The following is a 24,063-nucleotide window of genomic DNA, read 5'->3' as shown; positions in this document are numbered from 1 at the left end:
CCACCGGCCCCGTCGGTGGGCCGGTGACCGCCGAGCGGTATCTTCACGGCGAGCCGTTTGTCCCCAAGAAAGGCGCTCTAGTGGAGATTCGCCGTGTTTCGTTTGGCCACCCGGACGCGGTCAGGCTGAACAAAGAGGTGCAGGCCGAATACGCTCGGCGTTACCAGAGCGACGGTGACGCCACACCACTGGACCCGTCGATGTTCGAGCCGCCGAACGGCCTGTACGTCATCGCCTACGACGAGGACGGCGCCCCCCGCGCCACCGGAGGCTGGCGCGCCCAGGAAGCCGGTGAGGAGGGCTATTCGGACGGCGACGCCGAGATCAAGCGGATGTTCGTGGTGGAGGAGATCCGCGGCAGGGGACTGGCACGTCGCATCCTGGCCCACCTGGAGGCCGACGCCCGCGCGGCGGGACGCGTCCGCATGGTCCTGGAGACCGGCATCGCCCAGCCCGAGGCGATAGCGCTGTACACCTCCAGCGGCTACGAGCCCTGCTCGAAGTTCGGCTACTACCGCTTCGGCGAGAACAGCCGCTGCTACGCCAAGCCGCTGCGCTGAGAACCGGGCAGCGCGCGATCAGATGCGAGAGCCGCCCTGCCGGAGGACGGCCGGCCGCATCTCAGGACGTGCCGCCGAAGTCGACGTTCTTGGTCTCGACCGTCCCGGCCGTCCGCCCCGGCGCCTTGTGGTAGGTCCAGTACAGGTTCGTGTGCGCGATGACCTGGCCCGGCGGCGGCGCCCCCCATTCCGTCTGGTCCTCGGTCGTGTGGGCGTCGCTGACCAGGGTCGCGTCGTACCCCCTGACGAACGCGCCGTGGAGCGTCGCGCGGATGCACTCGTCGGTCTGTGCGCCGACGACGACGAGTCGCCCGGCTCCTAGGCCCGACAGCACGGTCTCGAGGGTGGTGTCCTCGAAGGCGTCGGCGTAGCTCTTCTCGACGAGCGGCTCGGCGTCGTCCGGAGTCAGCTCGGGGACGATCCGCCAGTTGTCGCTCCCCCTCACAAGCTGCTCGCCGGAGTGCTGGACCCAGACAACGGGGACCCGTTCCCGCCGTGCCTTCTCGACAAGGCCGCCGATGTTCGCGACGACCACGTCACGCTCGTGAGCCCCCTCGACGACGCCGTTCTGCACGTCGACGACGAGGAGTACGGTGTTCGGCCGGTTCTCGAGTGTGGTCATCGAATCTCCTTAAGCGGGGAGCCCGCCTTCAGGCGGGGGAGGAAACGCGGCACGGGCGGAACGGTGGCGCTGGGCTCGTGTGTCCCCCACGGTAGACCGGCCCACCGACAGTCAGCCGGTGCGAACCTGGGACCGCCCCGCCCAATGACGCGGCGCATCCTGGGGCTCAGGTTCGTTCAATATCATCCGCCGGTGGACGAAACTCCCGAAGCCCCGTCTCATGGCCAGCGCGTGCCGTTCGACCTCGCCGCCTATGTTCGCCGATCCAGAACGGGTCCCTGCTTCATCTGCGCCGTCGTCGCCGGCGACCCCGAGCAGGTGGAAGAAGTCGTTTTCGAGGACGACCATCACATCGCGTTCCTCGCTCGTTACGCGACGATGGTGGGCTACGTTCTGGTCGCGCCGAAGGCTCATCTGGAGCATGTGGTCCGTGACCTGGACGAACAGGCGTTTCTACGGTTGATGCGCGTGGTCCGCTCGGTCGCTCTGGCCGTCGAGTCCGTGGTCCCGTCGGAGCGCACCTACCTGCTCTCGCTGGGCAGCCGGCAAGGGAACGCCCATCTGCACTGGCACGTCGCGCCGTTGCCGCCTGGCGTCCCCTACGAACAGCAGCAATATCACGCCTTGATGTCCGAGAACGGAATCATCCCCTGGGAGCCTGAACAGGCGGCCTCCCTTGCTGAACGAATCCGTACGGCATTGGCCGGTGGCCTGCCCTGATTCCGCCCGGGTCAGGACCGACATGGCCGCTCTCCAGGCCGGTCAGCAACCACAGGTCCCAGAGCGGGCGCGAACGGTCGGATCGATCTCGCAGCAGTCGTTCGGCGGTCGCAAGGAGAGCGGCCTCGTCGCCGGGCGCCGGTACGCGGGTGGCGTGCACGTGACGCTCGATCGAGAAACCGGGGTCGTCCACCCACAGCGGCGGTCCGCACAGCGGGGGCGCCCGGTAGAGCACGCGCCGCAACTCGGGGACGCGGGTCAGGCGCCGCTCGAGACGGTCCCTGATCATGTCCAGGTCCAGCCCACTGGCCGGGTCCAGCAGCGGCGCCGCCTCCACCAGGCAGAGCCCGGCGACGTGCTGGGGCGCCGCCGGCCGCTCGACCCTCAGCATCATGTGATCGATGGCCGACAGGCGAGGGTACCGGCCGCCCGAGACGGGGGAGCTCATGCTGTTCAACGTGCGTCACCTCCACCTGCACAATCGGTGCTCCGACGCCGCCGCGGCAGGGCCGAACGTCCTGCGCCGAGGGTGCGAGTGTCAGATCGGAGGTCACGCGGGTCTCGTCGGAACTCGCTGACGGTCAGATAGAGCGGTGGAACTCGCCGGCCTTCACGCCGCCGATGAAGGTCCGCCACGCGGCGGGGGCGAAGAGGAGATTGGGGCCGTGGGGGTTCTTGCTGTCGCGGACCGCGATCACCCCGGGAAGGTTGGCGGCCACCTCGACACACTGCCCGCCATTGTCCGAAGACCGCGACGATCTCCGCCACGCGGCGGTGCTCAGGTCCATTCCCGCCTCACTTCCTCGATCATTTTGAGGGATACATGCTCAGGATAGGCCCACGCCCGCACCGCTTCATATCGGTTTCGGATGGAAAGGACGAATTCGCGGTCACTCGTGATCTGTCCCTGAACCGGTGAGTCAGCGTGAATGGTGTCCGCCTGACCGTTCGGAAGCTCGGCAATCATGAAAGCTCCCGCCATCCCTGCCAAGCAGTCAGGATCGACGACTTGAATGGTGACGGCAGGGCGTTCCGCCGCCTCGAGTAGGTAGCCGAGTTGCTCTCGCATCACCTGCGGGCCGCCGACGCGGCGGCGTAGCACGCCTGCGTCGATGAGGACCAGAACCAGAGGGGGATCCTCTCTGTCAAGGATTCCCCGGCGGCGCATACGGGCCTCGACCTGTTTCTCCACCTCCTCGGGAGTGGCTCTCGGGCCACGACTGAAGAGGTGCCTCGCGTAGGACTCGGTTTGCAGGAGGCCGGGTACCAGGAGGGGATCCCAGGAGCGGAGGACGAGGGCCGTAGGTTCTATTTCCTCGACCCAGTTTCTGAACCAGATAGGCCCACCGGAGCGGGCGACGATATGCCGGTACAGCCGTATGAAGTACGTACTGCCGTCTGATCCGAAGAGGCGATCGAGGCGTTCGGCGTCGGACTTCGACGGTGTGCGGGTGGCGGCTTCCAGGCGGCTGATCTGGGTCTGGGTGCAGCCCAGCCGGGAGGCGACGGCGGCCTGGGACAGTTGCGCGGCCTCGCGCAGGCGGCGCATCTCGGCGCCGAAGCGCACGCGGGGGGAGTCTGGGCTGGGAAAGGGTTCGACGCTCATCGCGTTCCTCCCGAAATAGAGAAAAACGGACCTTTCACCTCGAGATGCGATACCGGACGCTGGTTTCGATAAACCTTTGCCCGTCATTAGCGGTCATCCGCTGGGGTGCCGATCCGGTCATGGATTCATCGCTCACGGGGGCAATCTAAGCACACGTCTTCTTCGTCCGGCAGGACGGGAAAAGAAAAGCGATCCGGCATTCCACGAATCAGGGACGGGACCAGTGATGCGTGATCGAAAGGGTGGCCTTCCGTGCCCCGGCGGCCTTTCCCGAATGGTTTCGGAGGGCACCGGGACGCCTGGCGCGGCGCCGGCCCGACCGTGCCGGGCCCCGGCGGCGACGGGGGAGCGGTACACCCATCTGGCACGGCTAGGCCGGGACCTGCGGGCTCTCGGGGTGCGTACCTCGGTGGTGCTGCTGTCGGACACCGGCGAGCCGGTCCTTCAGGTCTGGTCGGCGGCCGGGACCCTGGTACGGATCACGGTCATCCGGCGGCAGCGCGGGTGGGTGTACTCCTGGCGGCCGTGGTGGGCGCGCCTGTGGCGCCGAGGAGAGTACGTGTGCGCCCAGGCGGACAACGCGGCCGACATCGTCAAGTCCGCGGTGATCGCATGAGGATGGACGAGCAGGTCGTCCGGCATGGCGGCGCGTTGCCGGCGGATGGCTGGAGCCGCGGCTTCCCCGGCGAGGAGGCCTCCGTACCGGCGGCACGGGCCTGGGTACGGGAACTGCTGGCCACCCGGATCGCGGCCACCGCCCTGGACGACGTCCTGCTCCTGCTGAGCGAGGTGGTCACCAACGCGGTGGCCCACTCCGACTCCGGATGCGTGGTGGACGGGCTGGTGACGGTGCGCGTGGCGCGGGTCTCCGAGGCCGTCCACGTGGAGGTGACCGACGCCGGCTCGGCGACGTGCGCGCCGGTCGCCCGGGTGGCGGAGCCCGACAGCGACGGCGGCCGGGGCCTGTGGCTGGTGAACCAGATCGCGACCGCCTGGGGCTCGTCCTGTCCCGACGGCGGGGCGGGCAGATCGGTCTGGTTCCAGGTGTCTTTGGCCTTCAGTGACGATCGGATGCAATGAATCTGACTGAGTGTAATGCTACATTTACTCTGGGTATAAAGTAATAAACTGCGCGCTGCTGGGTTCCAGGTCTGGAGCAGCCCGACCAAGAAGATCCCCAACCATGTTTCGGTGATGCCGCTGGATGGAACCGGACCGCGGACAGATGGTGACAGCGACAGGTTCGACGGATCCTTCGAATCGACCGACTGGAAGGAAGGCCACTTGTGAGCGACCTGATCCAGCTACTTCACCAGCTCGGACGGTAAGGTCTGCCGGCCGTCCATGTTTGTCCGGTACGCGTCGGCGGACAGCCGGCGGCCCAACCGTTCGTAGACACCCGGGTGCTCACCGTGGCCGGGCAGGACGATCACTGTCCCGCAGGGTGCCAGAGGTGGCGTCTCGTCCCATGCCGGTACGGCGAGCCGGGCCGGTTCAGTGTTCGTCGGCGTGGCCGTCCGTTCGGTCGTTCCAGGTCAGGTCGGGGAGGTTGACCACGATGGCCTCCTGCGTGGTCCGGGCGATCACCACGACGGCCTCTTCCTCGGTGCCGGGGTTCTCCTCGCGGTGCGGGACGTAGGGTGGCACGAACACGTAGTCGCCGGGCGACGTGGCAATCCGCATTTCCTCGCCGCGCTCTTCGTCGAGGAAGACGAAGGTAGGGTGGCCGCTCACCACGTAGATCGCTGTTTCGGAGTGCCCATGGTGGTGGTTGCCGGAGTTCGTATCGGCGGGCACGTGAGTCTGCCCCATCCACAGGTTCCGCGCGCCGACCGTCGTGCCGCTTACGGCCTCCAGTCGCCGCATGCCGGAGGTCTGCGCGGTATCGGATCGGAGGTGGTCGGGAGCGATGTGGTGCAGCCGCCGGTGGAAGGCGTCGTGCTCGTGGGGGGAGTCGGGGGTATGGGTCATGCCGGTTCTCCTGTCCGCGTGCGGTAGTCCGGGACGGTGACGGTCCGTCCGCCGTGCATCGCTGATTCATGCCTGCAGCTGCCGGCTGGCCGGAGCTGAGCCCACCTCTCAACCGGACATGGCCGCGCGCAGACGGTCCGCGTACGCGAGGAGCATCTCCTCGCGCCCGGCGGCACAGACGAGCTGGGCACCGACCGGCAGGCCGCCGATGGTTCCGGCTGGGACGCTCAGCGCGGGCAGCCCTGCGAGGTTCCAGGGGCTGGTGAGCGTGAGCAGGGCGTCGCGGACCGGGACGCGGGAGCCGTCGATGTCGATGTCGAGGTCGCCTACCGGCGGCGCCAGGACGGCGACGGCCGGAAGCGCCAGCACGTCGTACCGGTCGAGCAGCGCGGCCGCCTGCCGCCGGAATGACGCGCGGGCCTCAACCGCGCGGACGTAGTGCCAGCCGGGGATCTCGCCGGCATGGTGCAGCCGGTCGAGCACCACGGGGTCGAACAGCTGCGGTGACTGTGCGACTCGGTCGGCGTGCACCGCGTACGCCTCGCTGCCCTGGATCGCCGAGTACACCCGGTACAGCTCGGCGACACCGGGAAGCGCGATCTCCTCGCTGTCGGGGAACGCGGCTTTGACCAGGCTGGCTACGGCCGGGTCCGTGAGGGCCGGGTCCGTGAGGGCCGGCGAGTCCGTGACCAGCCAGCCGACCCGGAGCGAGGACGCGTCTGCGGCGACGGGAGCCGGCGCCAGGCCTGCCAGCACGCGATAAGCCACCCCGCAGTCCTCGGCCGTGCCGGCGAGCACTCCCACGTGGTCGAGAGAGGACGCGAGCGGGAAGACCCCGTCGAGCGGGACGGCGCCGTACGCGGGCTTGAAGCCGACCACGCCGCAGAGCGCCGCCGGGATGCGCACCGAACCACCGGTATCGGTGCCGACCGCGAGGGGAACCATGCCCGCCGCCACGGCCGCCGCGCTGCCGCCGCTGGATCCACCGGTCATCCGCGCCGTGTCGTGCGGGTTGCGCGAGGGACCGTTGTGGGATCGGTCCCCGGTGGGGCCGTACGCGAACTCTTGAGTGGTGGTCTTGCCCACGATGATCGCGCCGGCCTCGCGAAGCCGGCGCACGCAGGTGGCGTCCCGGTCGGGGATGTGGCCGGCGAAGTGAGCGGAGCCCATCTGGGTCGCCATCCCGGCAGTCTCGATGATGTCCTTGACCGCGACCGGGATCCCGTGCAGCGGTCCCCGGTAGACGCCGGCCACGCGTTCGGCGTCCGCCTGCCGTGCGGCCAGGCGAGCGCCTTCGGCGTCGACGGTCACGAAGGCGTTGAGCGGCCTGTCGAGCGAGGCGATCGAGTCGAGGGCATGATCGACCAGGTCGGCGGCGGACAGGACGCCGGCGCTCATGTCACGTCCGAGGTCGGCGACCGTACGACCGGAGAAGAACCCGCGGGGACGGACGCTGGTCACGTCGCCTGCTGGCAGGGAACGGGCCATGGGGCGGCCATGCTGAAAGTTGCACACACTGTCACGAGGAGCACATTATCGGATAATTCACCACTAGAGGGTGAAACATGCCTGAATGGGCGTGTTGGTGGGGTAGTGACCCGTCTTGGAGTACGGGAGGCCGCCGATGACGAGGAAGCGAGCCGCACATCCGACGGATCTGTCCGATGCCGAGTGGGAGGCCCTTGCCCCGCTGGTTCCGCCGGCCAAGCCGGGCGGGCGTGGCGGTGAATGCTTGGCTGTTCGCCGTGCGGGTCGGACGCCCCGGGGCCCGGCGGCGCGCGCCCGCGAGTGCCGCACCGCCTCAGTCTTGATCCATTTCAGCAGGTCCTTGGTCGCCCCGGCGCCGTCGGCCCGGAAGATAATCTTGCGCCGCCAGTGGGCCGGCAACTGGGCGACGCGCCTGGCCGAGTGGCCGGGGGGGCTCAACGTACGGCGGGCCCGGTCGGAGTGACCGGGCCCGCCTTTGCGGTGCGCGGGCCCGGCGCGGGAGTGGGTACCGGGCCCGCTTCGTGGTTACTGGACGGTGATCTTGTCTACTTCGATGGTGATGCCCTTCACCTCAGGGGTGGAGGTCGCGGTGGTGATGGAGCCGACTCCGGAGGAGACGCCCTTGACCTTCATGGTGTAGGTCAGCTTGCCGCCGGGAGCCCCGGGGGTGCTGCTGACGCGGTAGTCCTCGACCGGGGGTCCGGAGATCTGGCCGCCGGCGGTGCCGTCGGAGTTCTCGGCGCCGACGGTCAGCCCGAACGACGCCCCGGGGTCACCGGGGAGGTTGCCCGGGTCGTAGGCGTAGGTGATGTCCTCGGCGCCGTCGACGCCGATCCACTGCTGGAACACCTTCAGCGCGGTCTCCCCGTACAGGTGGACGCGCCACTCGATGACGAGCCAGGTGGAGACGCCGTCGGTGAGCGTGCCGGCGTAGATGCCGGGCGCTCCGGTGCCGTCCAGGTCCGTCCAGTAGCTCGCCAGCACGTTGTTCGGCGCCGCCGGGTCCGGCAGGGTCTGCGGCAGGTACGAGATGTCCGCCGACCCGGAGGTGCCGCCTGCGACGGTGTAGCCGTCGGAGACGATGCCGATCCGGCTGTAGCTCTTACCGGCGTAGGCGAAGGGGGGGACGTTGAAGTTGACCGACTCCTCGTCGCCGATCGGGACGGGGGTGATCCCGAACAGGTCCAGCGGCAGGTAGCCGGCCGGGCCGGTACCCGGAGCGATGCCCGGCTTGTCCGGCTGCCGTGCCTGGAGCGTGGTCTTGGTCGTGGCGATCTGGCTGCCGACCTTGGTCGCGCCCGTCACGCTGTTCAGCCGCAGCTTCGCGTCGAGCGTGCTGAGCGCGGTGACCTCGGTGTCCTTCAGGGTGGTGTTCTCGACGGTGACCGTGCAGGTCGACTCGCCGGTGTTCTTGGCGATCGTGCTCGGGGCGCAGGTCTGGTCGACCGGGACGGCGCCCTCCTGCCGGTGGAACGCCACGGGAAGGTGCAGGTTGCGGCTGCCGCCGGCCTGCTTGAGGTTCACCTGTCCGAAGTACTGCCCGTCGGGCAGGTCCGGCGCGGTGATCACGATGGTCAGCTTGACGCTCTTGCCGGCCTTCACGCTGAACGCCGGCGGAAGCACCGCGATGTCGGCGCCGCTGGGCGCGGTACCGGAGGCGGTGAAGTTCAGCGTCTTGCCGCTGACGTTGGTGAACGTGCGCTTGGCGGTGATGACGCCCGGCATGACGGGCGCGTTCACCGAGGGCAGGTTCAGGTCGATCCGGTTCAGCGGGTCGGCCGCGGACAGGGCGTAGTTGGCCGCGGTCTCGTCCAGGGTGAGCCCGGGGTCGCCGGCCTTGGTGAGGTCGATGCGGCCGCCGCCGTAGTCGAACGGGTCGGCGGGGGTGACCCGGTCCTCCTTGGTGACCGAGGTCTTGGCGGTGGTCTCCAGGGCCGACTTGACCTGGCCCGGCGTCCAGTCCGGGTGCAGGGCGAACAGCAGGGCGCCCGCCCCGGCCACGTGCGGGGAGGACATCGAGGTGCCGGCGATGACCTGGTACAGGTTCCCGGGCGGGCCTTCGAGAGGAGACTCCGGCGTCGGGGTCTGCCCGGCGAGGATGTGCAGGCCGGGCGCGGTGACGTCCGGCTTGAGGAAGTCGCCGCCCGGTCCCCGCGAGGAGAACGTGGTGATGGCGTCGCCCTGCCAGGTCGTCTTGGTGCCCTGGGTGAACTTCGCGGTCGCGCCGGGGTTGGCGGCCAGGAAGTTCAGCAGGGTCGTGCTGTCGGGCTGGTCGATGTGGACGGTCGGGAGCCAGTGGTTGTCGGTCATCACGTCGAGCGGCGTCGCGTTGTACAGCAGCATCCCGGCCGCGCCGCCCTGCTTGACGTTGAAGCCCTTGAGCACGCGGTTGGGCCCGCGCTGGCAGACGACGATCTTGCCGGTGAACAGGCCCGCCGGGGCGGGGTTCACGCACAACGGGTCGGAGTACGGCGCGGCGGCGGCCGACACCACGGGGAGCGGCGCGGCGATGCCCTGCGTGATCGAGGCGCCGGAGACGGTGGCGGTGGCCCCGCCGGTCCCGGTCAGCGTCACCGTGGAGCGGAACGTGCGGGTCTGTGTGGAGGCGGCGACGGTCGTCACCCACGGGCCCGCGTGGTCGGTGGTGCTCGCGCCCGGTCCCGAGTTGCCCGCGGAGGCCGACACGAACACCCCGGCCGCGTAGGCGTCCAGGAACGCCAGCTCGACCGGGTCGCTGTACGGGTCGCCGCCGCCGGAGATCGAGAAGTTGATCACGCGGACGCCGTCGAGGATCGCCCGGCCCACGGCCGCGGCGGAGTCCGACGGGAAGCAGCCCTCGGCGCCGCAGACCTTGTAGACCGACACGGCCGCGGCCGGGGCGATGCCGTGGATCGGGCCTCGGCTGATGCCCAGCGGGTTGGCGTCCGCGACGGGGCCGCCGGCCGAGGTGGAGGCGGTGTGGGTGCCGTGGCCGTTGGAGTCACGGGCGCTGTCGGGGTAGACCTCGCCGCCGAAGACGACGTTGTAGGTGTCGAGGAACGGCCTGCCGCCGACCAGCTTGTTGTTGCAGGTGAACGGGTCGCTCGCGGGCGTCAGCGGGTTGTCGCCGAAGTTGCAGACGCGGGGTGTGCCGTCCTTGGTCGGCGGGGGAGCGGGCAGGCCGCCCGGGTCGGCGAAGGACGGGTGCTCCGGCCAGACCCCGGAGTCCAGGCTGCCGAAGATCACTCCCTTGCCGGAGGAGGAGCTGCCGCCGAGCTGGTTGTAGATCGTCGGCGCGCCGATGAAGTCGGGGCTGCTGTCGGTCAGCGGATGCTGGAGCTCGTCCTTCTGCACGGCGGCCACGCCGGGCAGCTTCAGCAGCTCCGCCGCCTTGTTCGCCGGGACGCTGAGCGCGATCCCGCCGTAGACGGTACGGAGCTTCTGGCCCGCCTTCACGCCGGGGACGCGCTTGCCGAGCTCGCCGAGGAAGGCGTTCTCGACGCCCTCGATGTGCTTCTGGTACTGCTTGGCGGCCGCGCTGTTGACGTCGAGGCTCTTGCCGGTCACCGAGGGGCTGGTGCCCTTCAGGTCGTCCACCCCGCCCTTGTAGGCGGCGAGCGAGTCGTAGTCGAGCTTCACGACCACGTTGACCGGCTTGGTGGAGGTCGCGGTGAACAGTGACTGGTCGCTCTTGGCCAGCTTGCCGCTCGGGGACTTGGCCCCCTGGACACGGTCGGCGGGGGTGAGCGGGGTGGCCTTCCATTTGCTGGTCGAGCCCGTCGCCGGGGTCGCCGAACCGGTCGACGGCGTCGGCGAGGGATCCGCGTGCGCTGGGACGGCCGGGCTCATCGCGGCGACGACGGCGAGGGTCGCGCCTACCGCCGCGACGCGGCGTGCTCGGGATAAGAAAGCGTGCGGGGGATTGCTTGGCACGACACCTCCAGGAGAACCACCGGGACTCGCCGCCCGGCGGGCATGGAGGAGCCGCGTCACCCGCGAACAGGCACGGGGAAGGGACCCACCCTCCCCCTCGGGCGACACGAGGATGGAGACCCGCGTGCGGGTGACCAAACTCAGACGGAGTCTAGATGTGCGCCACTTTTCCGCCTAGATCATGCTGCGTGACGACTGGAGGCAATATGTGACCAAATATGGACTTAGAACGGTTAAATGGTGTGGTCGCCGCAGTTAGGAGAACGTTCCAAAGTCGTGCGCGTAGAATCACGGGCGTGAAGCTGAAGCTTGATCTCCACGACATCTACAACAGGGGCGGCGAGATCGACCGGGCGCTGCGCGGGATCATCCAGGAGGCGGTGCAGAAGAAGGCCACCGAGGTCGAGATCATCCCGGGCAAGGGGTCGGGCCAGCTCAAGAAGAAGGTGCTGCGCTTCCTCGACCAGAAGGAGATCAAGGCCCTCTACCACCGCATCGACAAGGACGCCAAGAACCACGGCCGCCTGTTCGTGTACTTCAGATGGAAGTGACTGCGCGTGTGCCGATGGCGAGCCTGTGAGCTGCGAGTTTGGCCGCCAGGAACTCAACGGTGTCCCGGTTGATCTCGACATGAACAGGTGCTGGAGTGGGTTCGTGTCGAACAGCGCGGGACCCGTACAGCGTGTGCCGTTTTTGTGATCCACGGTGGTTATCGTGCCGAGGGTGACCGAGTCGGATGGCGAACTCATCAGCGGGCGATACCGGCTTCTTGAGCCGGGCGGCGCCGGAACGTCGGGACCGAGGGCCCGGGTAGCAGCCAGGTGACCTCTCCCGCTGCGGCAGCGCCGCCCCCCGCCGCGGATCGGCGGCTGACCCGGCGCCGTGCCCTGCTCCTGGCCGGATTCGGTGCCCTCACCGCTATCGGCGTGCCGGTCACGATCGCCTTCACCCGCACCACCGACCCAACACCGGCCACCCTCACCGGCCACACCGGCACTGTCTGGTCGGTGGCCTTCAGCCCGGACGGCAGAATCCTTGCCACCGGCAGCCGCGACGGCACGGTGCGGTTATGGGACGTGGCCGGCCGCGAAACCGTTGCCACCCTCACCGGCCACGCTGGCTGGGTCACCTCGGTGGCCTTCAGCCCGGACGGCAGAATCCTTGCCACCGGCAGCGACGACGGCACGGTGCGGTTATGGGATGTCGCCGGCCGCGAAAGCGTTGCTACCCTCCAAACCGGCTGGGTCTTCTCGGTGGCCTTCAGCCCGGATGGCAGAATCCTTGCCACCGGCAGCGACGACAACACGGTGCGGTTATGGGATGTCGCCGGCCGCGAAAGCATTGCTACCCTCCAAACCGGCTGGGTCTACTCGGTGGCCTTCAGCCCGGATGGCAGAATCCTTGCCACCGGCAGCGACGACGACACGGTGCGGTTATGGGATGTGGCCGGCCGCGAAAGCACCGCCACCCTCACCGGCCACACCGGCGGGGTCTTCTCGGTGGCCTTCAGCCCGGATGGCAGAATCCTTGCCACCGGCAGCGACGACGACACGGTGCGGTTATGGGATGTGGCCGGCCGCGAAAGCACCGCCACCCTCACCGGCCACACCGACTCTGTCTACTCGGGGGCCTTCAGCGTCTACTCGGTGGCCTTCAGCCCGGACGGCAGAATCCTTGCCACCGGCAGCGACGACGACACGGTGCGGTTATGGGATGTGGCCGGCCGCGAAAGCACCGTCACCCTCACCGGCCACACCGGCGGGGTCTACTCGGTGGCCTTCAGCCCGGACGGCAAAATCCTTGCCACCGGCAGCGACGACAACACGGTGAAGTTGTGGCCAACCCGCTGACCCAGCCACCGCTTGTGGTCGGCGGCCGTCCGGCAGGAACGGGCGCAGCGCGGAAGCCGCATCGGGAGCATGGGTGTCACGTGCTGCGGCATACCGCGGCGTCGGCCTGGCTGGGCGCCGGCGTCGACATTCGCACTGTGGCGGAGTACCTCGGCCACGAGGATCCGGGTTTCACGCTGAGGACGTACACGCACCTGATGCCGGACGCCGCAGACCGGGCTCGGAAGGCCATGGACGCGTTCTTTGCCGACAAGATCGAAAATGGGTCGAGTGCCCCGGCTGTGCACTCTGGGGGGACGAAATGAGCGTCTACCCTGGTCGTCGCTCTGGGCGCATACTTCAGATGGAAGTAGGACCGGCGATCGGTGGCATCAGGGGCCGGTGACCCGCGGACGCCGGTCGCCGGGCGGCCGGAGGCGTCGACGTTCGCGCATGGGCGGCGCTACCGGCCCAAAAGGGGCGAACTACGCTGGCCACAGTCATGATCAGCTGGAAAGGGGACGCGGTGGCGGAGAACGCCGGCTACCAGGAGATCACATCGGCGGCCGAACTGCGCGAGCTTCTCGGCGAGGTGAGGCCGAGGGCGGTCACCAAAGAGCGCGTGATGCTGCATGAGCGCGACAGGGAGTGGCTCGCGGCCTCCCCGTTCTGCCTGATCGCGACGGCGGGCGCCGACGGCGACTGCGACGTCTCGCCCAAGGGCGACCCGCCCGGGTTCACCCGCGTCCTCGACGCGACCAGCATCGCCATCCCCGACCGCCCCGGCAACCGGCGCGCGGACGGCTTCCTGAACGTCCTGGCCAACCCGCACGTCGGGCTGGTGTACCTCGTCCCGGGGCGGAACGAGACGCTGCGCATCAACGGCAGGGCCCGCCTGGTGCGTGAGGCGCCGTTCTTCGACGAGATGATCGTCAAGGGCCACCGGCCCGCCCTCGCCATGGTCGTGGAGATCGAGCAGATCTTCTTCCACTGCGGCAAGGCGTTCATGCGCTCGGCCCTGTGGAAGCCCGAGTCGTGGAACCCCGATGTGCTGCCCTCGCACGCGCAGATAGTCAAGAGTGTCCAGCAGACGCAGGAGACCATCGAGGAACTGGAGCAGTACTACGGCGCCCAGTATGAAACCCGCCTCTACCGCGCCTGAAGCCGCCATGAGCGGGGGGACCTGAAGCCGCCATGAGCGGGGGGACCTGAAGGCCTCCACGAGCGGGGGAACCGAAAGCCTCCACGAAACGGGGGATGCCTGAAGCCTCCGCAAACGGAGGAAGCGGTCGGCCATGCGCAGGGCCGGGTCCAAGCGCCGCTCAGCGGGGAGTGGCGCCGCGAGGCCAAAGGCGTTCAGGCGTTCGATCGCTTCCTCTCTTTCGATGGTAACCCGGGAATAGGAAGCCGCGGCCCCAGTCCGAGCATCGGCGCGGCCAGGCCGATGACCAGGGCAGACACCGGGACGATCCAGGTGACCGGGTGCGGGGAGGTGGCGACCGGCCAGTCCCACAGTGACCCGCTCCCGGGCCCACCGCCCAGGAGTATCGCGGCGATCAGGTAGGCCGCCAGGCCGACGCCGTTCACAAGCTCACCACCGGTCTGGCGCGTGAGTACGGCACGGTGGTGGTCGAAGACCTCAACGTGTCCGGCATGATCCGCAACCGGCGGCTGGCCCGCGCTTCATCGCCGGGAGTGGCCCGGAGATGTGAAACGGACGTCGAGCTGACCGTAAGACCCCGCCCAGCGGGGCAGGTGGCTGTGAAACGTCTACCCTGCATCACCCCACCAGGGGCGTATAAGACAGGGACCTTCCCCCGCAACGGGCGAATCACCGAGACCCACTGATGTCTCGGTGAACGGTAGCGTGACGGCTGGATCGGGTCGATCCTGTGGAGGCGGTACGAGAAGCCTAGAAGGAGGCGGCATGACCCAGGCCGACGGTACGGCGGTGTTCCGAGCGGCTCGCGACTTCCTGGTGGCCCATCACGACGACTACATCACCGCCTACGAGAAGTTCGAGTGGCCGGCGCTGACCGACTTCAACTGGGCTCTCGACTGGTTCGACGCGATCGCGGAGGGCAACGACGACCCGGCGCTGTGGATCGTCGAGGAGGACGGGTCCGAGCAGCGGCTGTCCTTCGCCGAGCTGTCCCGCCGTTCGGGCCAGGTCGCGAACTGGCTGCGCGCCCAGGGTGTGCGGCGCGGCGACCGGCTGGTGCTGATGCTCGGCAACCAGGTCGAGCTGTGGGAGACGATCCTGGCGGCGATGAAGCTGGGCGCGGTCCTGATCCCCACGACGCCGCTCCTCGGACCCGCCGACCTGCGCGACCGGGTCGAGCGCGGCGGCGCGCGGCACGTGGTGGCCGGCGCGGGCGGCGCCGCCAAGTTCGACGGCGTCCCCGGCGACTACACCCGGGTCGCCGTCGGCGGGCCGGTGGAGGGCTGGCTGGACTACGCCGGCGCCTACGGCGCCGACCCGGCCTTCGTGCCGGACGCCCCGACCGCCGCCGACGACCCGCTGTTGCTCTACTTCACCTCCGGGACGACGGCGCGGCCCAAGCTGGTGGAGCACACGCACGCCTCCTACCCGGTCGGCCACCTGTCCACCATGTACTGGATCGGGCTGCGCCCCGGCGACGTGCATCTGAACATCTCCTCGCCGGGATGGGCCAAGCACGCCTGGAGCAACGTGTTCGCCCCGTGGAACGCCCAGGCGTGCGTGTTCGTCTTCAACTACACCCGCTTCGACCGGGCGCGGCTGCTGCGCGAGCTCGACCGCTGCGGGGTCAGCGGCTTCTGCGCCCCTCCCACGGTGTGGCGGATGCTCATCCAGGCCGACCTGAGCGGGCTGCGCACCCCGCCGCGCAACGTGGTGAGCGCGGGAGAGCCGCTCAACCCCGAGGTAATCGACCAGGTCCGCGCGGCCTGGGGCGTGACGATCCGCGACGGCTTCGGGCAGACCGAGACCACCGTGCAGGTGGCCAACACCCCCGGCCAGCCCGTCAAGCCGGGAGCGATGGGACGCCCCGCGCCGGGGTACCGCGTCGTCCTGGTCGACCCGCTCACCGGCGAGCCGGCGGACGAGGGCGAGATCTGCTTGGACCTGGCGCACCGCCCGCTCGGGCTGACCGCCGGCTACCACGGCGACGCCGAGCGCACCGCCGAGGCCATGGCGGGCGGCTACTACCACACCGGCGACATCGGCTCGCGGGACGCCGACGGCTACATCACCTACGTCGGGCGTACCGACGACGTCTTCAAGGCGTCCGACTACCGCATCTCCCCGTTCGAGCTCGAAAGCGTGCTGATCGAGCACGAGGCGGTCGCCGAGGCCGCCGTCGTCCCCTCGCCGGACCCGGTGCGGCTCTCGGTGCCCAAGGCGTACGTCGTCCTGGCGGCGGGATGGCAGCCCACGGCCGCGACGGCGGAGGCGATCTTCGCGCACTGCAGGGAGCACCTGGCGCCGTTCAAGCGGGTGCGGCGGCTGGAGTTCGCCGAGCTGCCCAAGACGATCTCCGGCAAGATCCGCCGGGTGGAGCTGCGCGACGGCGAGCGGATCAAGCACGCGGAGGAGGACGACCGCCCCGCCGGCGAGTACCACGACACCGACTTCCCCCGCGCCGAATCCGATCGAGGCCGGCCGGCCCCGACCAGCTAGCCGAACCCGACGGCCGCGACCTTGAGCGGCTTCACGAACGAGCGGGCCGTGGCAGAGCGCGACAGGCTTGCCGGCGTCGATGAAATGCCTGACGAGGTGCGGCCGTGGAGTGGCGGATCGGCGTCCAGCCATGGAGAGAGTGCGGTCGTGGAGTGGCGGATCGGCGTCCGGCAATGGAGAGAGTGCGGTCGTGGAGTGGCGGATCGGCGTCCGGCAATGGAGAGAGTGCGGTCGTGGAGTGGCGGATCGGCGTCCGGCCATGGAGAAAACCCGTCGAGTGAGTCATCCTGATGAGGCGGAGCCTCCAACGGAAGGACCCTGCCTTGCGGCGACCACGCGATGCCACCGAGCTACGGCGTCAGCCGTGCCCTTTCCGGGTACGGCGCGCCGACCGGCCCCGGAGGCGTCACACCTGTGTCCCGCACCGACAAGACCAAACCTCTCATCATCAAGCTCTGGCACGGCGACTTGGCCCGCCAGGCCTGTCACCGCCACAGCGGCCGCCATCCCTGCGACCTTCCCGCGAGCCTCGCCGAGGACCTCGCCGCCGCAGCCCGTGGACGCTGCTACTGGGAATTCCGCTGGACCGGAGTGCCCGACTGCTGCTGTGGGCTGTGCCGTAACGAAGGTGCCTACCGAAGCGCCCTCAGGGGCATCCGCGCCGCCGACAAGGCGCGACTGAAGCGCGGGGCCCGCGCGTGGAACTCGGGGGACGAGGCCGCGTTCGACGATGTCCTTCCCGTTCTGCGCTACCGCTACTGACCCATTCCGCGCTACCGCTACCGACAGCGGATGGCCGTCTCCGCCGGCTGCATCGCCGACCTTCGGCGATCCGATCGGCGGAAGCGGCCGGCGTTCACGTCAGGTGCCGGTCGACTTTCACGGAAGGTGCGGAAGAGGTCGACGTTGACGTCAGGCGCGGAAGCGGTCGACGTTGACGTCAGCGCGCGTCGGCGTCCGCGATCCCCGGGTCGTGGATGAGGTCGATGTCCTCGGGGTCGGCGGGGACGCCGTTCTCGGTGGAGACCTGGACGAGCAGCAGCTCGCCGGTGTGGGTGACGTGCGCCCGCATCGCCTCGGCCGCCGCCTCGGCGTCGCGGGCCTCCAGCGCGGCCAGGATGGGCTCGTGCTCGGCGGCGATGTCGGTGAGCGACCGGGAGCGGTCGACGGTGGAGGCGCCGAGCGTCATCGTGGCGTCGCGCAGGTTTTCGACGATGCCGACGAGCTTGCGGTTTGCGCCCGCGTTCAGCAGCAGGTCGTGGAAGGCGCGGTCGTGGCGCATGAAGAGCGGCTCGTCCTGGTCGCCGGCGGCGGCGCGCATCGCGGCCAGCTCCACGCGCATCGCCTCGATGAGCGCCGGATCGGCCCTGCGGGCGGCGAGGCGCGCGGCGGGCACCTCCAGCAGCAGCCGGAGCTGGAAGACCTCGGCGATCTCCTTCGGGTCGCGCCGCAGCACCCGGAAGCCCCGGCTGCGCTCGAAGCGCACCATGCCGGCCTCGGCCAGCCGGAGCATGGCCTCGCGTACCGGGGTGCGCGACACGTTGAGCTGCGCGGCCAGTTGGTACACCGAATACAGCTCGCCAGGGCGGAGCTCGCCGGAGTGGATCGCCTCGCGGACGGCCTCGATCACCTGCTCAGTGAGGCTTGACGTGCCGCCGACCGTTCGCACCGGGGGGGACCTTTCCGCTTCGACTCGACGGTTAAGGACTCTACCGCTGGAAGAGCGCCGGTAGCTCGAAAAATTGACATGCAGCATGCTACATGCCAAATTCTGAAATCTGGCGTTAACCGGGCAAGGTGGAGGAATGGTCATGAAGTTGCATGTCCTCGACTGCGGAGCCATGAGCTGCGACCTCACCTGGCTGCTGCTCAAGCCGGGCCGCACGATCAGGCCCCGGTCCGAGCGGGACAAGCCGGTCGAGTGGTACCCGTGCACCACCCACGCCGTCCTCGTCGAGACCGACGAAGGCACGCTGCTCTGGGACACCAGCTGCCCCCGCGACTGGGAGACCCGCTGGGTGCCGACCGGGCTCCAGGAGTTCTTCCCCTACGACCAGGTCTCCGACGAGCAGTACCTCGACGCCCAGCTCGGCAGGCTCGGCGTGAGCCCCGAGAACCTCGACTACGTGGTGCTGTCACACCTGCACTTCGACCACGCCGGGAACGTCCGGACCTTCGCCGGCAGCGGGGCCCGCCTCGTCTGCAACGACAAGGAGAAGGACTTCGCCTTCGGCTACGAGGGCGCGTTCACCGGGGCCCACCTGAAGGCCGACTACCAGGGCCTGGACTTCGAGACCGTCTCCGGGGACACCGAGATCCTGCCCGGGGTCACCCTCATCGAGGCGCCCGGACACACCCCCGGCACCATGGCCATGCGCGTCGACCTGCCCGAGAGCGGCACCATGATCTTCACCTCCGACGCCGTCTACATGGGCGACTCCTACGGCCCGCCCGCCACGCCCGCGGCCATCGTCAACGACCTCGGCGCCTGGTACGCCTCCGTCGAGAAGATCCGCGGCATCGCCGAGCGGACCGGCGCGAACGTGATCTTCGGCCACGACGCGGAGCAACTGCGCTCCATGCGCACTGCACCCGACGGCTTCTACAAGTGACAGGAGACGAGGCCGTGTACACCGCCCCGAGCAACCCCGAGTCCGTCTTCACCTACGGCGCGCCGATGCTGAAGTTCGGCTCCGGCGCCTCCGCCGAGATCGGCTTCGACCTCGGCCAGTACGGCGTCCGGCGCGTCCTAGTCGTCACCGACCCTGGCGTCGCCGCCACCGGCGCGCCGCAGCGCGTCGCCGACCAGCTCGCCGGGTACGGCATGGAGGCGCGCGTGTACGACGGCGCGCACGTCGAACCGACCGACGAGAGCCTGCTCGCCGCCATCGAGCACGCCCGCGCCACCGGCCCCTGGGACGCCTTCGTCGCCGTCGGCGGAGGGTCGAGCATCGACACCGCCAAGGCCGTCAACCTGCTCACCAGCAACCCAGGCGAGCTGATGGACTACGTCAACGCCCCCGTGGGCGGCGGCCGGGCCCCCTCCCAGCCGCTCAAACCCCTGGTCGCCGTGCCCACCACCACCGGCACCGGCGCGGAGAGCACCACGGTCTGCGTCCTTGACGTGCTGGAGCAGAAGGTCAAGAGCGGCATCAGCCACGTGCGGCTCCGCCCGGTCCTCGCGGTCGTCGACCCCGACCTCACCATGACCCAGCCCGCCGGGGTCACCGCCGCCGCCGGGATGGACATCCTCTGCCACGCCCTGGAGAGCTACACCGCCCGGCCCTACACCTCCTACGAGCACAAGAAGCCCGAGGAACGCGTGCCGTACTGCGGGTCCAACCCGGTGGCCGACATGTGGGCAGAACGGGCACTGAACCTGCTCGCGCGATCGTTCCGCACCGCCGTGCGGCACGGCGACGACGCCCAGGCCAGGGCCGAGATGGCGCTGGCGGCGACCTTCGCCGGGCTCGGGTTCGGCAACGCGGGCGTGCACATCCCGCACGCCAACGCCTACCCCATCGCCGGGCGGGTCAAGGACTTCCGTCCCGACGGGTACCCGCAGGAGGAGCCGATGGTGCCGCACGGCATGGCCGTCGCGCTCACCGCCCCCGAGGCGTTCCGGTTCACCTTCGACGCCCAGCCGGAACGGCACCTGCGCGCCGCCGAACTCCTCGACCCGTCCGCCGCCAAGCCGAACGACCTCACGGAGTTCCTGCCCAGCGTCCTGATGAACCTCATGAAGGACATCGGCATCCCCAACGGCATCGGCGGCGTCGGCTACACCGAGGCCGACGTCCCCGCGCTCGCCGAAGGCGCCATGAAGCAACAGCGCCTCCTCGCCACCGCCCCCCGCCCAGTCAGCGAGGACGACGTATCCGGCATCCTCACCCGCTCGATCACATTGTGGTGAGGTGACACCATGGCCATCTATGATCTGCGCTGCCAGGACGGGCATCGCTTCGAGGTCATCCAGTCGTTCACCGCGCCGCTGCCCGACTGCCCCTACTGCGGAGCCGCCACCGGCAAGATCCCCAGCCGGTTCGCGCTGGCGGGCCGTGCCGCCACGCCGCCGCCCCCGGAGATGATGCCGCAGACCTGGCGGGGCACCTACGGCGCCGACCGCGAGTACGTCGCCGGCCTTCGCCGCACCGCTGAAGCCCGCCGCGACCTGGAGGAACGCCACCCCGAACTGGCCGGCGATCGCAGACCCGTCCTCGCCCACGAGGGCCGCTACGAACAAACCCCCCTCCGCGCCGGCGACCCGTCCCCCTCTCCCGGATCAGCGCCGCCATGAGCGCCTACCTGCGGCGGGCGGGGTTCATGTCCGAGCGCCTACCCGCGACGGGCGGGGGGTTCGTTTCCGAGCGTCTGCTTTCGCCGGGCGGGATTCATTTCCCTGCGCCCACCCCCGGCGGGCGGGGTTCATTTCCGTTCGGTCTGGTGGTGGCGAGACCGGCGCCGCGGCGGCGGGACGTGGTACGGCGGTGCCGGCGCCCTCGTACGGTGGGGAGTCGGTGCAGGTTCGTGGGCGTTGGACCAGGTAGAGCTGGTGCCGAGGGAATCTGGGAATTCGGGGGAAGGGAACGATTTTGAATCCGTCCGATCTGGCTGAAGCGCTGCGGCGGGCCGGGGTGCGGGACGTCGACGCCTCGGCGAGGCGCCGAGCGGAGTACTCCTCCGACGCCTCGCTGTACCGGGTGCCGCCGGCGGTGGTGGCCTTCCCGCGAGACGCGGAGGAGGTCACCGCCGCCCTCGCGCTGTGCCGCGCGGAAGGGGTGCCGCTGACCCCTCGGGGCGCCGGCACCTCCATCGCGGGCAACGCCGTGGGCTCCGGCGTCGTCCTGGACTTCAGCCGCCACATGGGGCGGGTGAAGTCGCTGGACCCCGAGGCGCGTACCGCGACCGTCGAACCCGGCGCCGTGCTGGACACCCTTCAGGTCCAGGCCGCGCGGTACGGGCTGCGCTTCGGCCCCGACCCCTCCACGCACAGCAGGTGCACCATCGGCGGGATGATCGGCAACAACGCCTGCGGATCCCGCGCCCTCGCCTACGGCCGCACCGCCGACAACGTCCTGACCCTCGACCTCCTCACCGGAACCGGCGAACGCCTGTCCACCCCCCGTCCATCCGGCTCCCCGGCCGGACAGGACGGAACCGGCTCGCCGACGCTGGACGCGCTCCGGCGGGTGGTCGGCGAGAACCTCGCGGTGATCCGGACCGAGCTCGGGCGGTTCCCGCGGCAGATCTCCGGTTACTCGCTGGAGCATCTCCTCCCCGAGCGCGGGTTCGACGTGGCCAAGGCCATGGTGGGCAGCGAGGGCACGTGGGGCGTGCTGCTCGAAGCCGAGGTCCTGCTGGTGGAAGCGCCCGCGCGTACCGCGCTCGTCGTGCTCGGCTACCCCGACATGGCCACGGCCGCGGACGCCGTCCCCGCCCTCCTGCCGCACCGGCCGGTCGCGCTCGAGGGCATCGACGCCCGCATCGTCGACATCGTGCGGGCCCGGCGCGGAGCGAGCCGCGTACCGCCGCTGCCGAAGGGCGGTGGATGGCTGCTGGTCGAGCTCGGCGGCGACTCGGCGGCCGAGCTGCGGTCCGCCGCCGACGCGCTGATCGCGGACTCGGCGGCCGGCGACAGCCTCCTGGTCACCGACCCCGCCCACGCGGCCGCCGTCTGGCTGATCCGCGAGGACGGCGCCGGGCTGTCCGCGCGTACGCAGTCGGGCGCCCCCGCGCACTCCGGCTGGGAGGACGCGGCCGTCCCTCCCGGGCGTCTCGGCGCGTACCTGCGCGAGTTCGAGGCCCTCATGTCCGCCCACCGGCTGACCGGCCTGCCCTACGGGCACTTCGGCGACGGCTGCCTGCACGTGCGCATCGACTTCCCGTTCGACCGCACGGACGGGGCGAAGGTGTTCCGCGCCTTCCTGCTCGACGCCGCCCGCCTGGTCGCCGCCCATGGCGGCTCGATGTCGGGGGAGCACGGCGACGGCAGGGCACGCGGCGAACTGCTGCCGCTGATGTACTCCCCGGCGGCTCTGTCGGCCTTCGCCGCCGTCAAGGACGTGTTCGACCCCGACGGCGTGCTCAACCCCGGCGTGATCGTCCGGCCCGCGCCCGCGGACGCCGACCTGCGGCTACAGCCGCCACCGCCTTTCGCCAAGGGGACGGCGTTCCGGTACCCGGAGGACGGCGGGGACCTCACCGCCGCCGTGCACCGCTGCACCGGGGTCGCCCGCTGCCGGTCCGAGACCACGGGCGCCGGCATCGTCATGTGCCCGTCGTACCAGGCCACCCGCGACGAGAAGGACTCCACGCGAGGCCGCGCCCGGGTGCTCCAGGAGGCCGTGAACGGCTCCCTGCCCGGCGGCCTGCGGGCCCCTGAAGTGCGCGAGGTGCTCGACCTGTGCCTGTCATGCAAGGGATGCCGGTCCGACTGCCCGACCGGTGTCGACATGGCCACCTACAAGGCCGAGGTGCTCCACCAGACCTACCGCCACCGCCTCCGCCCGGCCTCGCACTACACACTCGGCTGGCTCCCGCGCTGGGCCCGGCTGGCGAGCCTGGCGCCCCGCGTGGCCAACGCACTGCTCCGCGCCCGGCCCACCGCCACGCTCGCCAAGCGCCTCGGCGGCATCGACCCCCGCCGGGCCCTGCCGCCGTTCGCCGAGACGAGCTTCCGCGGACACCACCCGGACCGCGGCCTCCGCCTGACACCCGTAGACCTTCTCCCCGTGAGTGGCGGTCATTCCGGGTCCGTGGATCGCCCGCCGGTGCAAGCCGACGATTCTTTACGGCGGGACCGTCCGGAACCGGCGCAGGCCGCAGGCCGCATGGCGGCCGGGGCGGGGCGGACCGTGGTGCTCTGGGTGGACAGCTTCACCGACCACTTCTCGCCCGAGGTGGCGCTGGCCGCCGTGCGGGTGCTGAACCGCGCCGGCCTGTCGGTGGCGGTCCCGCGTGCCGCGTTGTGCTGCGGGCTCACCTGGATCTCCACCGGCCAGCTCGGCACCGCCCGGCGCAAGCTCCGGCGGACCGTGGACGCTCTGGCCCGGTACGCCGAGGCGGGGACGCCGATCATCGCGCTGGAGCCGTCCTGCACGGCGGTCCTCCGTTCCGACGCCGTCGACCTGCTCGGCGGCGACGACCGCGCCGCCCGGCTCGTCGCGGCCTCGGTCCGCACGCTCGCGGAGTTCCTGACCGAGCTGCCCGGCTGGACGCCACCCGACCTGAGCGGGGTGGAGGTGCTGGCCCAGCCGCACTGCCACCACCACGCGGTGATGGGCTGGGACACCGACAGGGCGCTGCTCAAGGGGGCGGGCGCCAAGGTCACCTCGGTCGGCGGCTGCTGCGGCCTGGCCGGGAACTTCGGCGTCGAGCGCGGGCACTACGAGGTGTCGGTCGCGGTCGCCGAGACCCAGCTCCTCCCAGCCGTACGCGGGGCCGCCCCCGGCACGCTGATCCTGGCCGACGGCTTCTCCTGCCGCACCCAACTCGACCAGCTCGCCGGCGTACCCGCCCGCCACCTCGCCGAACTGCTGGCCGAGCCTCCTGGTGGCGAGGAGGGACCATGACACCGGCCGGCGGCCTCCTACTCCTACCGGCGGGAAGTGACCATGGATACCTGCCTGGGTGGCTCCCTGCCATGCGAAGATCCATCCGTACCGATGGAAACCCGTACCCGGAGCGGTGACATG

Annotated in this window: 22 protein-coding genes; 14 read left to right on the top strand and 8 right to left on the bottom strand. The window is 70.1% G+C overall.

What is annotated here, in order from left to right:
* The first annotated feature begins 23 nt into the window (after positions 1 to 23).
* Positions 24 to 560: a GNAT family N-acetyltransferase gene (locus tag MYF83_RS32665; RefSeq protein WP_308201535.1), complete on the top strand. Its 537-nt coding sequence runs from the start codon at positions 24 to 26 to the stop codon at positions 558 to 560.
* Positions 561 to 621: 61 nt separating this feature from the next.
* On the opposite strand, the gene MYF83_RS32660 is transcribed toward MYF83_RS32665, so the two are convergent.
* Positions 622 to 1,182 (bottom strand): isochorismatase family protein, encoded by a 561-nt coding sequence (locus MYF83_RS32660; protein ID WP_248964610.1) that lies wholly within the window; start codon positions 1,180 to 1,182, stop codon positions 622 to 624.
* A gap of 144 nt (positions 1,183 to 1,326) precedes the next feature.
* Here MYF83_RS32660 and MYF83_RS32655 point away from each other — a divergent pair, with 144 nt between their 5' ends.
* Positions 1,327 to 1,902 carry an HIT family protein gene (locus tag MYF83_RS32655; RefSeq protein ID WP_248964609.1) on the top strand — a complete coding sequence of 192 codons (576 nt, stop codon included), beginning with the start codon at positions 1,327 to 1,329 and terminating at the stop codon, positions 1,900 to 1,902.
* On the opposite strand, the gene MYF83_RS32650 is transcribed toward MYF83_RS32655, so the two are convergent.
* From MYF83_RS32650 to MYF83_RS32640, 3 genes are all read right to left on the bottom strand, one after another.
* Complete coding sequence (locus MYF83_RS32650) at positions 1,826 to 2,350, bottom strand: wax ester/triacylglycerol synthase domain-containing protein (protein WP_248964627.1); 525 nt, start codon at positions 2,348 to 2,350, stop codon at positions 1,826 to 1,828. The genes MYF83_RS32655 and MYF83_RS32650 overlap by 77 nt on opposite strands.
* A 133-nt stretch (positions 2,351 to 2,483) precedes the next feature.
* Positions 2,484 to 2,690, bottom strand: a complete 207-nt coding sequence (locus MYF83_RS32645; protein ID WP_248964608.1) for a DUF397 domain-containing protein — start codon at positions 2,688 to 2,690, stop codon at positions 2,484 to 2,486.
* The gene (locus tag MYF83_RS32640; RefSeq protein WP_248964607.1) at positions 2,681 to 3,508 is read right to left on the bottom strand and encodes a helix-turn-helix domain-containing protein; all 828 of its coding nucleotides are present in this window, start codon (positions 3,506 to 3,508) and stop codon (positions 2,681 to 2,683) included. The genes MYF83_RS32645 and MYF83_RS32640 overlap by 10 nt, the downstream gene beginning before the upstream one ends.
* A gap of 397 nt (positions 3,509 to 3,905) precedes the next feature.
* Between MYF83_RS32640 and MYF83_RS32635 the strand changes: the two genes are divergently transcribed.
* Together MYF83_RS32635 and MYF83_RS32630 are read left to right on the top strand one after the other, a co-directional pair.
* Entirely contained in the window at positions 3,906 to 4,124 is a 219-nt protein-coding gene (locus MYF83_RS32635; protein ID WP_248964606.1) for a hypothetical protein, read from the top strand.
* A complete protein-coding gene (locus MYF83_RS32630) occupies positions 4,121 to 4,588 on the top strand; it encodes an ATP-binding protein (RefSeq protein ID WP_248964605.1) in 468 nt (155 codons plus the stop codon). Before MYF83_RS32635 ends, MYF83_RS32630 begins: the two co-directional genes overlap by 4 nt.
* 414 nt (positions 4,589 to 5,002) lie before the next feature.
* On the opposite strand, the gene MYF83_RS32625 is transcribed toward MYF83_RS32630, so the two are convergent.
* The 3 genes from MYF83_RS32625 to MYF83_RS43250 form a co-directional block, all read right to left on the bottom strand.
* Complete coding sequence (locus MYF83_RS32625) at positions 5,003 to 5,479, bottom strand: cupin domain-containing protein (RefSeq protein WP_248964604.1); 477 nt, start codon at positions 5,477 to 5,479, stop codon at positions 5,003 to 5,005.
* Positions 5,480 to 5,587: 108 nt separating this feature from the next.
* On the bottom strand, positions 5,588 to 6,940 hold the full coding sequence (locus MYF83_RS32620; protein WP_248964603.1) for an amidase: 1,353 nt from the start codon (positions 6,938 to 6,940) through the stop codon (positions 5,588 to 5,590).
* Between the two features lie 552 nt (positions 6,941 to 7,492).
* Complete coding sequence (locus MYF83_RS43250; protein WP_308201534.1) at positions 7,493 to 10,879, bottom strand: S8 family serine peptidase; 3,387 nt, start codon at positions 10,877 to 10,879, stop codon at positions 7,493 to 7,495.
* 296 nt (positions 10,880 to 11,175) lie between these two features.
* On the opposite strand from MYF83_RS43250, the gene MYF83_RS32605 reads away from it, so the two are divergent.
* The 6 genes from MYF83_RS32605 (at position 11,176) to MYF83_RS32585 (ending at position 17,131) form a co-directional block, all read left to right on the top strand.
* On the top strand, positions 11,176 to 11,430 hold the full coding sequence (locus tag MYF83_RS32605) for a Smr/MutS family protein (RefSeq protein WP_248964602.1): 255 nt from the start codon (positions 11,176 to 11,178) through the stop codon (positions 11,428 to 11,430).
* A gap of 270 nt (positions 11,431 to 11,700) precedes the next feature.
* Positions 11,701 to 12,729 carry a WD40 repeat domain-containing protein gene (locus tag MYF83_RS32600; protein ID WP_248964601.1) on the top strand — a complete coding sequence of 343 codons (1,029 nt, stop codon included), beginning with the start codon at positions 11,701 to 11,703 and terminating at the stop codon, positions 12,727 to 12,729.
* Positions 12,714 to 13,034 (top strand): tyrosine-type recombinase/integrase, encoded by a 321-nt coding sequence (locus MYF83_RS44565; protein ID WP_372500312.1) that lies wholly within the window; start codon positions 12,714 to 12,716, stop codon positions 13,032 to 13,034. The genes MYF83_RS32600 and MYF83_RS44565 overlap by 16 nt, the downstream gene beginning before the upstream one ends.
* A 176-nt stretch (positions 13,035 to 13,210) precedes the next feature.
* Positions 13,211 to 13,870: a pyridoxamine 5'-phosphate oxidase family protein gene (locus MYF83_RS32595; protein ID WP_248964600.1), complete on the top strand. Its 660-nt coding sequence runs from the start codon at positions 13,211 to 13,213 to the stop codon at positions 13,868 to 13,870.
* A 765-nt stretch (positions 13,871 to 14,635) separates the two neighbouring features.
* A complete protein-coding gene (locus MYF83_RS32590) occupies positions 14,636 to 16,369 on the top strand; it encodes an AMP-binding protein (protein WP_248964599.1) in 1,734 nt (577 codons plus the stop codon).
* A gap of 339 nt (positions 16,370 to 16,708) precedes the next feature.
* Positions 16,709 to 17,131: a hypothetical protein gene (locus MYF83_RS32585; protein WP_248964598.1), complete on the top strand. Its 423-nt coding sequence runs from the start codon at positions 16,709 to 16,711 to the stop codon at positions 17,129 to 17,131.
* A 178-nt stretch (positions 17,132 to 17,309) separates the two neighbouring features.
* Here MYF83_RS32585 and MYF83_RS32580 read toward each other — a convergent pair whose 3' ends face one another.
* Positions 17,310 to 18,038 (bottom strand): GntR family transcriptional regulator, encoded by a 729-nt coding sequence (locus tag MYF83_RS32580; RefSeq protein ID WP_248964597.1) that lies wholly within the window; start codon positions 18,036 to 18,038, stop codon positions 17,310 to 17,312.
* A 142-nt stretch (positions 18,039 to 18,180) separates the two neighbouring features.
* Here MYF83_RS32580 and MYF83_RS32575 point away from each other — a divergent pair, with 142 nt between their 5' ends.
* The 4 genes from MYF83_RS32575 to MYF83_RS32560 all read left to right on the top strand — a co-directional run bounded on the left by MYF83_RS32575 (position 18,181) and on the right by MYF83_RS32560 (position 23,940).
* On the top strand, positions 18,181 to 18,981 hold the full coding sequence (locus MYF83_RS32575; RefSeq protein ID WP_248964596.1) for an N-acyl homoserine lactonase family protein: 801 nt from the start codon (positions 18,181 to 18,183) through the stop codon (positions 18,979 to 18,981).
* Positions 18,978 to 20,282 (top strand): hydroxyacid-oxoacid transhydrogenase, encoded by a 1,305-nt coding sequence (locus MYF83_RS32570; RefSeq protein WP_248964595.1) that lies wholly within the window; start codon positions 18,978 to 18,980, stop codon positions 20,280 to 20,282. The genes MYF83_RS32575 and MYF83_RS32570 overlap by 4 nt, the downstream gene beginning before the upstream one ends.
* Before the next feature lie 9 nt (positions 20,283 to 20,291).
* Positions 20,292 to 20,666: an FmdB family zinc ribbon protein gene (locus MYF83_RS32565; RefSeq protein WP_248964594.1), complete on the top strand. Its 375-nt coding sequence runs from the start codon at positions 20,292 to 20,294 to the stop codon at positions 20,664 to 20,666.
* 295 nt (positions 20,667 to 20,961) lie between these two features.
* Entirely contained in the window at positions 20,962 to 23,940 is a 2,979-nt protein-coding gene (locus MYF83_RS32560; RefSeq protein ID WP_308201533.1) for an FAD-binding and (Fe-S)-binding domain-containing protein, read from the top strand.
* Positions 23,941 to 24,063 lie beyond the last annotated feature (123 nt).

The sequence above is a fragment of the Sphaerisporangium perillae genome, from assembly GCF_023276435.1.
Taxonomy (GTDB): domain Bacteria; phylum Actinomycetota; class Actinomycetes; order Streptosporangiales; family Streptosporangiaceae; genus Sphaerisporangium; species Sphaerisporangium perillae.
Note: the sequence above shows the minus strand (reverse complement) of the source record. Positions and strands in the feature narration are given on the sequence as shown.

Coding starts and splice junctions, on each gene's coding strand:
- MYF83_RS32660 (WP_248964610.1), bottom strand. CDS start 1,182: ATGACCACACTCGAGAACCGGCCGAACACCGTACTCCTCGTCGTCGAC.
- MYF83_RS32655 (WP_248964609.1), top strand. CDS start 1,327: ATGACGCGGCGCATCCTGGGGCTCAGGTTCGTTCAATATCATCCGCCG.
- MYF83_RS32650 (WP_248964627.1), bottom strand. CDS start 2,350: ATGAGCTCCCCCGTCTCGGGCGGCCGGTACCCTCGCCTGTCGGCCATC.
- MYF83_RS32645 (WP_248964608.1), bottom strand. CDS start 2,690: ATGGACCTGAGCACCGCCGCGTGGCGGAGATCGTCGCGGTCTTCGGAC.
- MYF83_RS32640 (WP_248964607.1), bottom strand. CDS start 3,508: ATGAGCGTCGAACCCTTTCCCAGCCCAGACTCCCCCCGCGTGCGCTTC.
- MYF83_RS32630 (WP_248964605.1), top strand. CDS start 4,121: ATGAGGATGGACGAGCAGGTCGTCCGGCATGGCGGCGCGTTGCCGGCG.
- MYF83_RS32625 (WP_248964604.1), bottom strand. CDS start 5,479: ATGACCCATACCCCCGACTCCCCCCACGAGCACGACGCCTTCCACCGG.
- MYF83_RS32595 (WP_248964600.1), top strand. CDS start 13,211: ATGATCAGCTGGAAAGGGGACGCGGTGGCGGAGAACGCCGGCTACCAG.
- MYF83_RS32590 (WP_248964599.1), top strand. CDS start 14,636: ATGACCCAGGCCGACGGTACGGCGGTGTTCCGAGCGGCTCGCGACTTC.
- MYF83_RS32585 (WP_248964598.1), top strand. CDS start 16,709: ATGCCACCGAGCTACGGCGTCAGCCGTGCCCTTTCCGGGTACGGCGCG.
- MYF83_RS32575 (WP_248964596.1), top strand. CDS start 18,181: ATGAAGTTGCATGTCCTCGACTGCGGAGCCATGAGCTGCGACCTCACC.
- MYF83_RS32565 (WP_248964594.1), top strand. CDS start 20,292: ATGGCCATCTATGATCTGCGCTGCCAGGACGGGCATCGCTTCGAGGTC.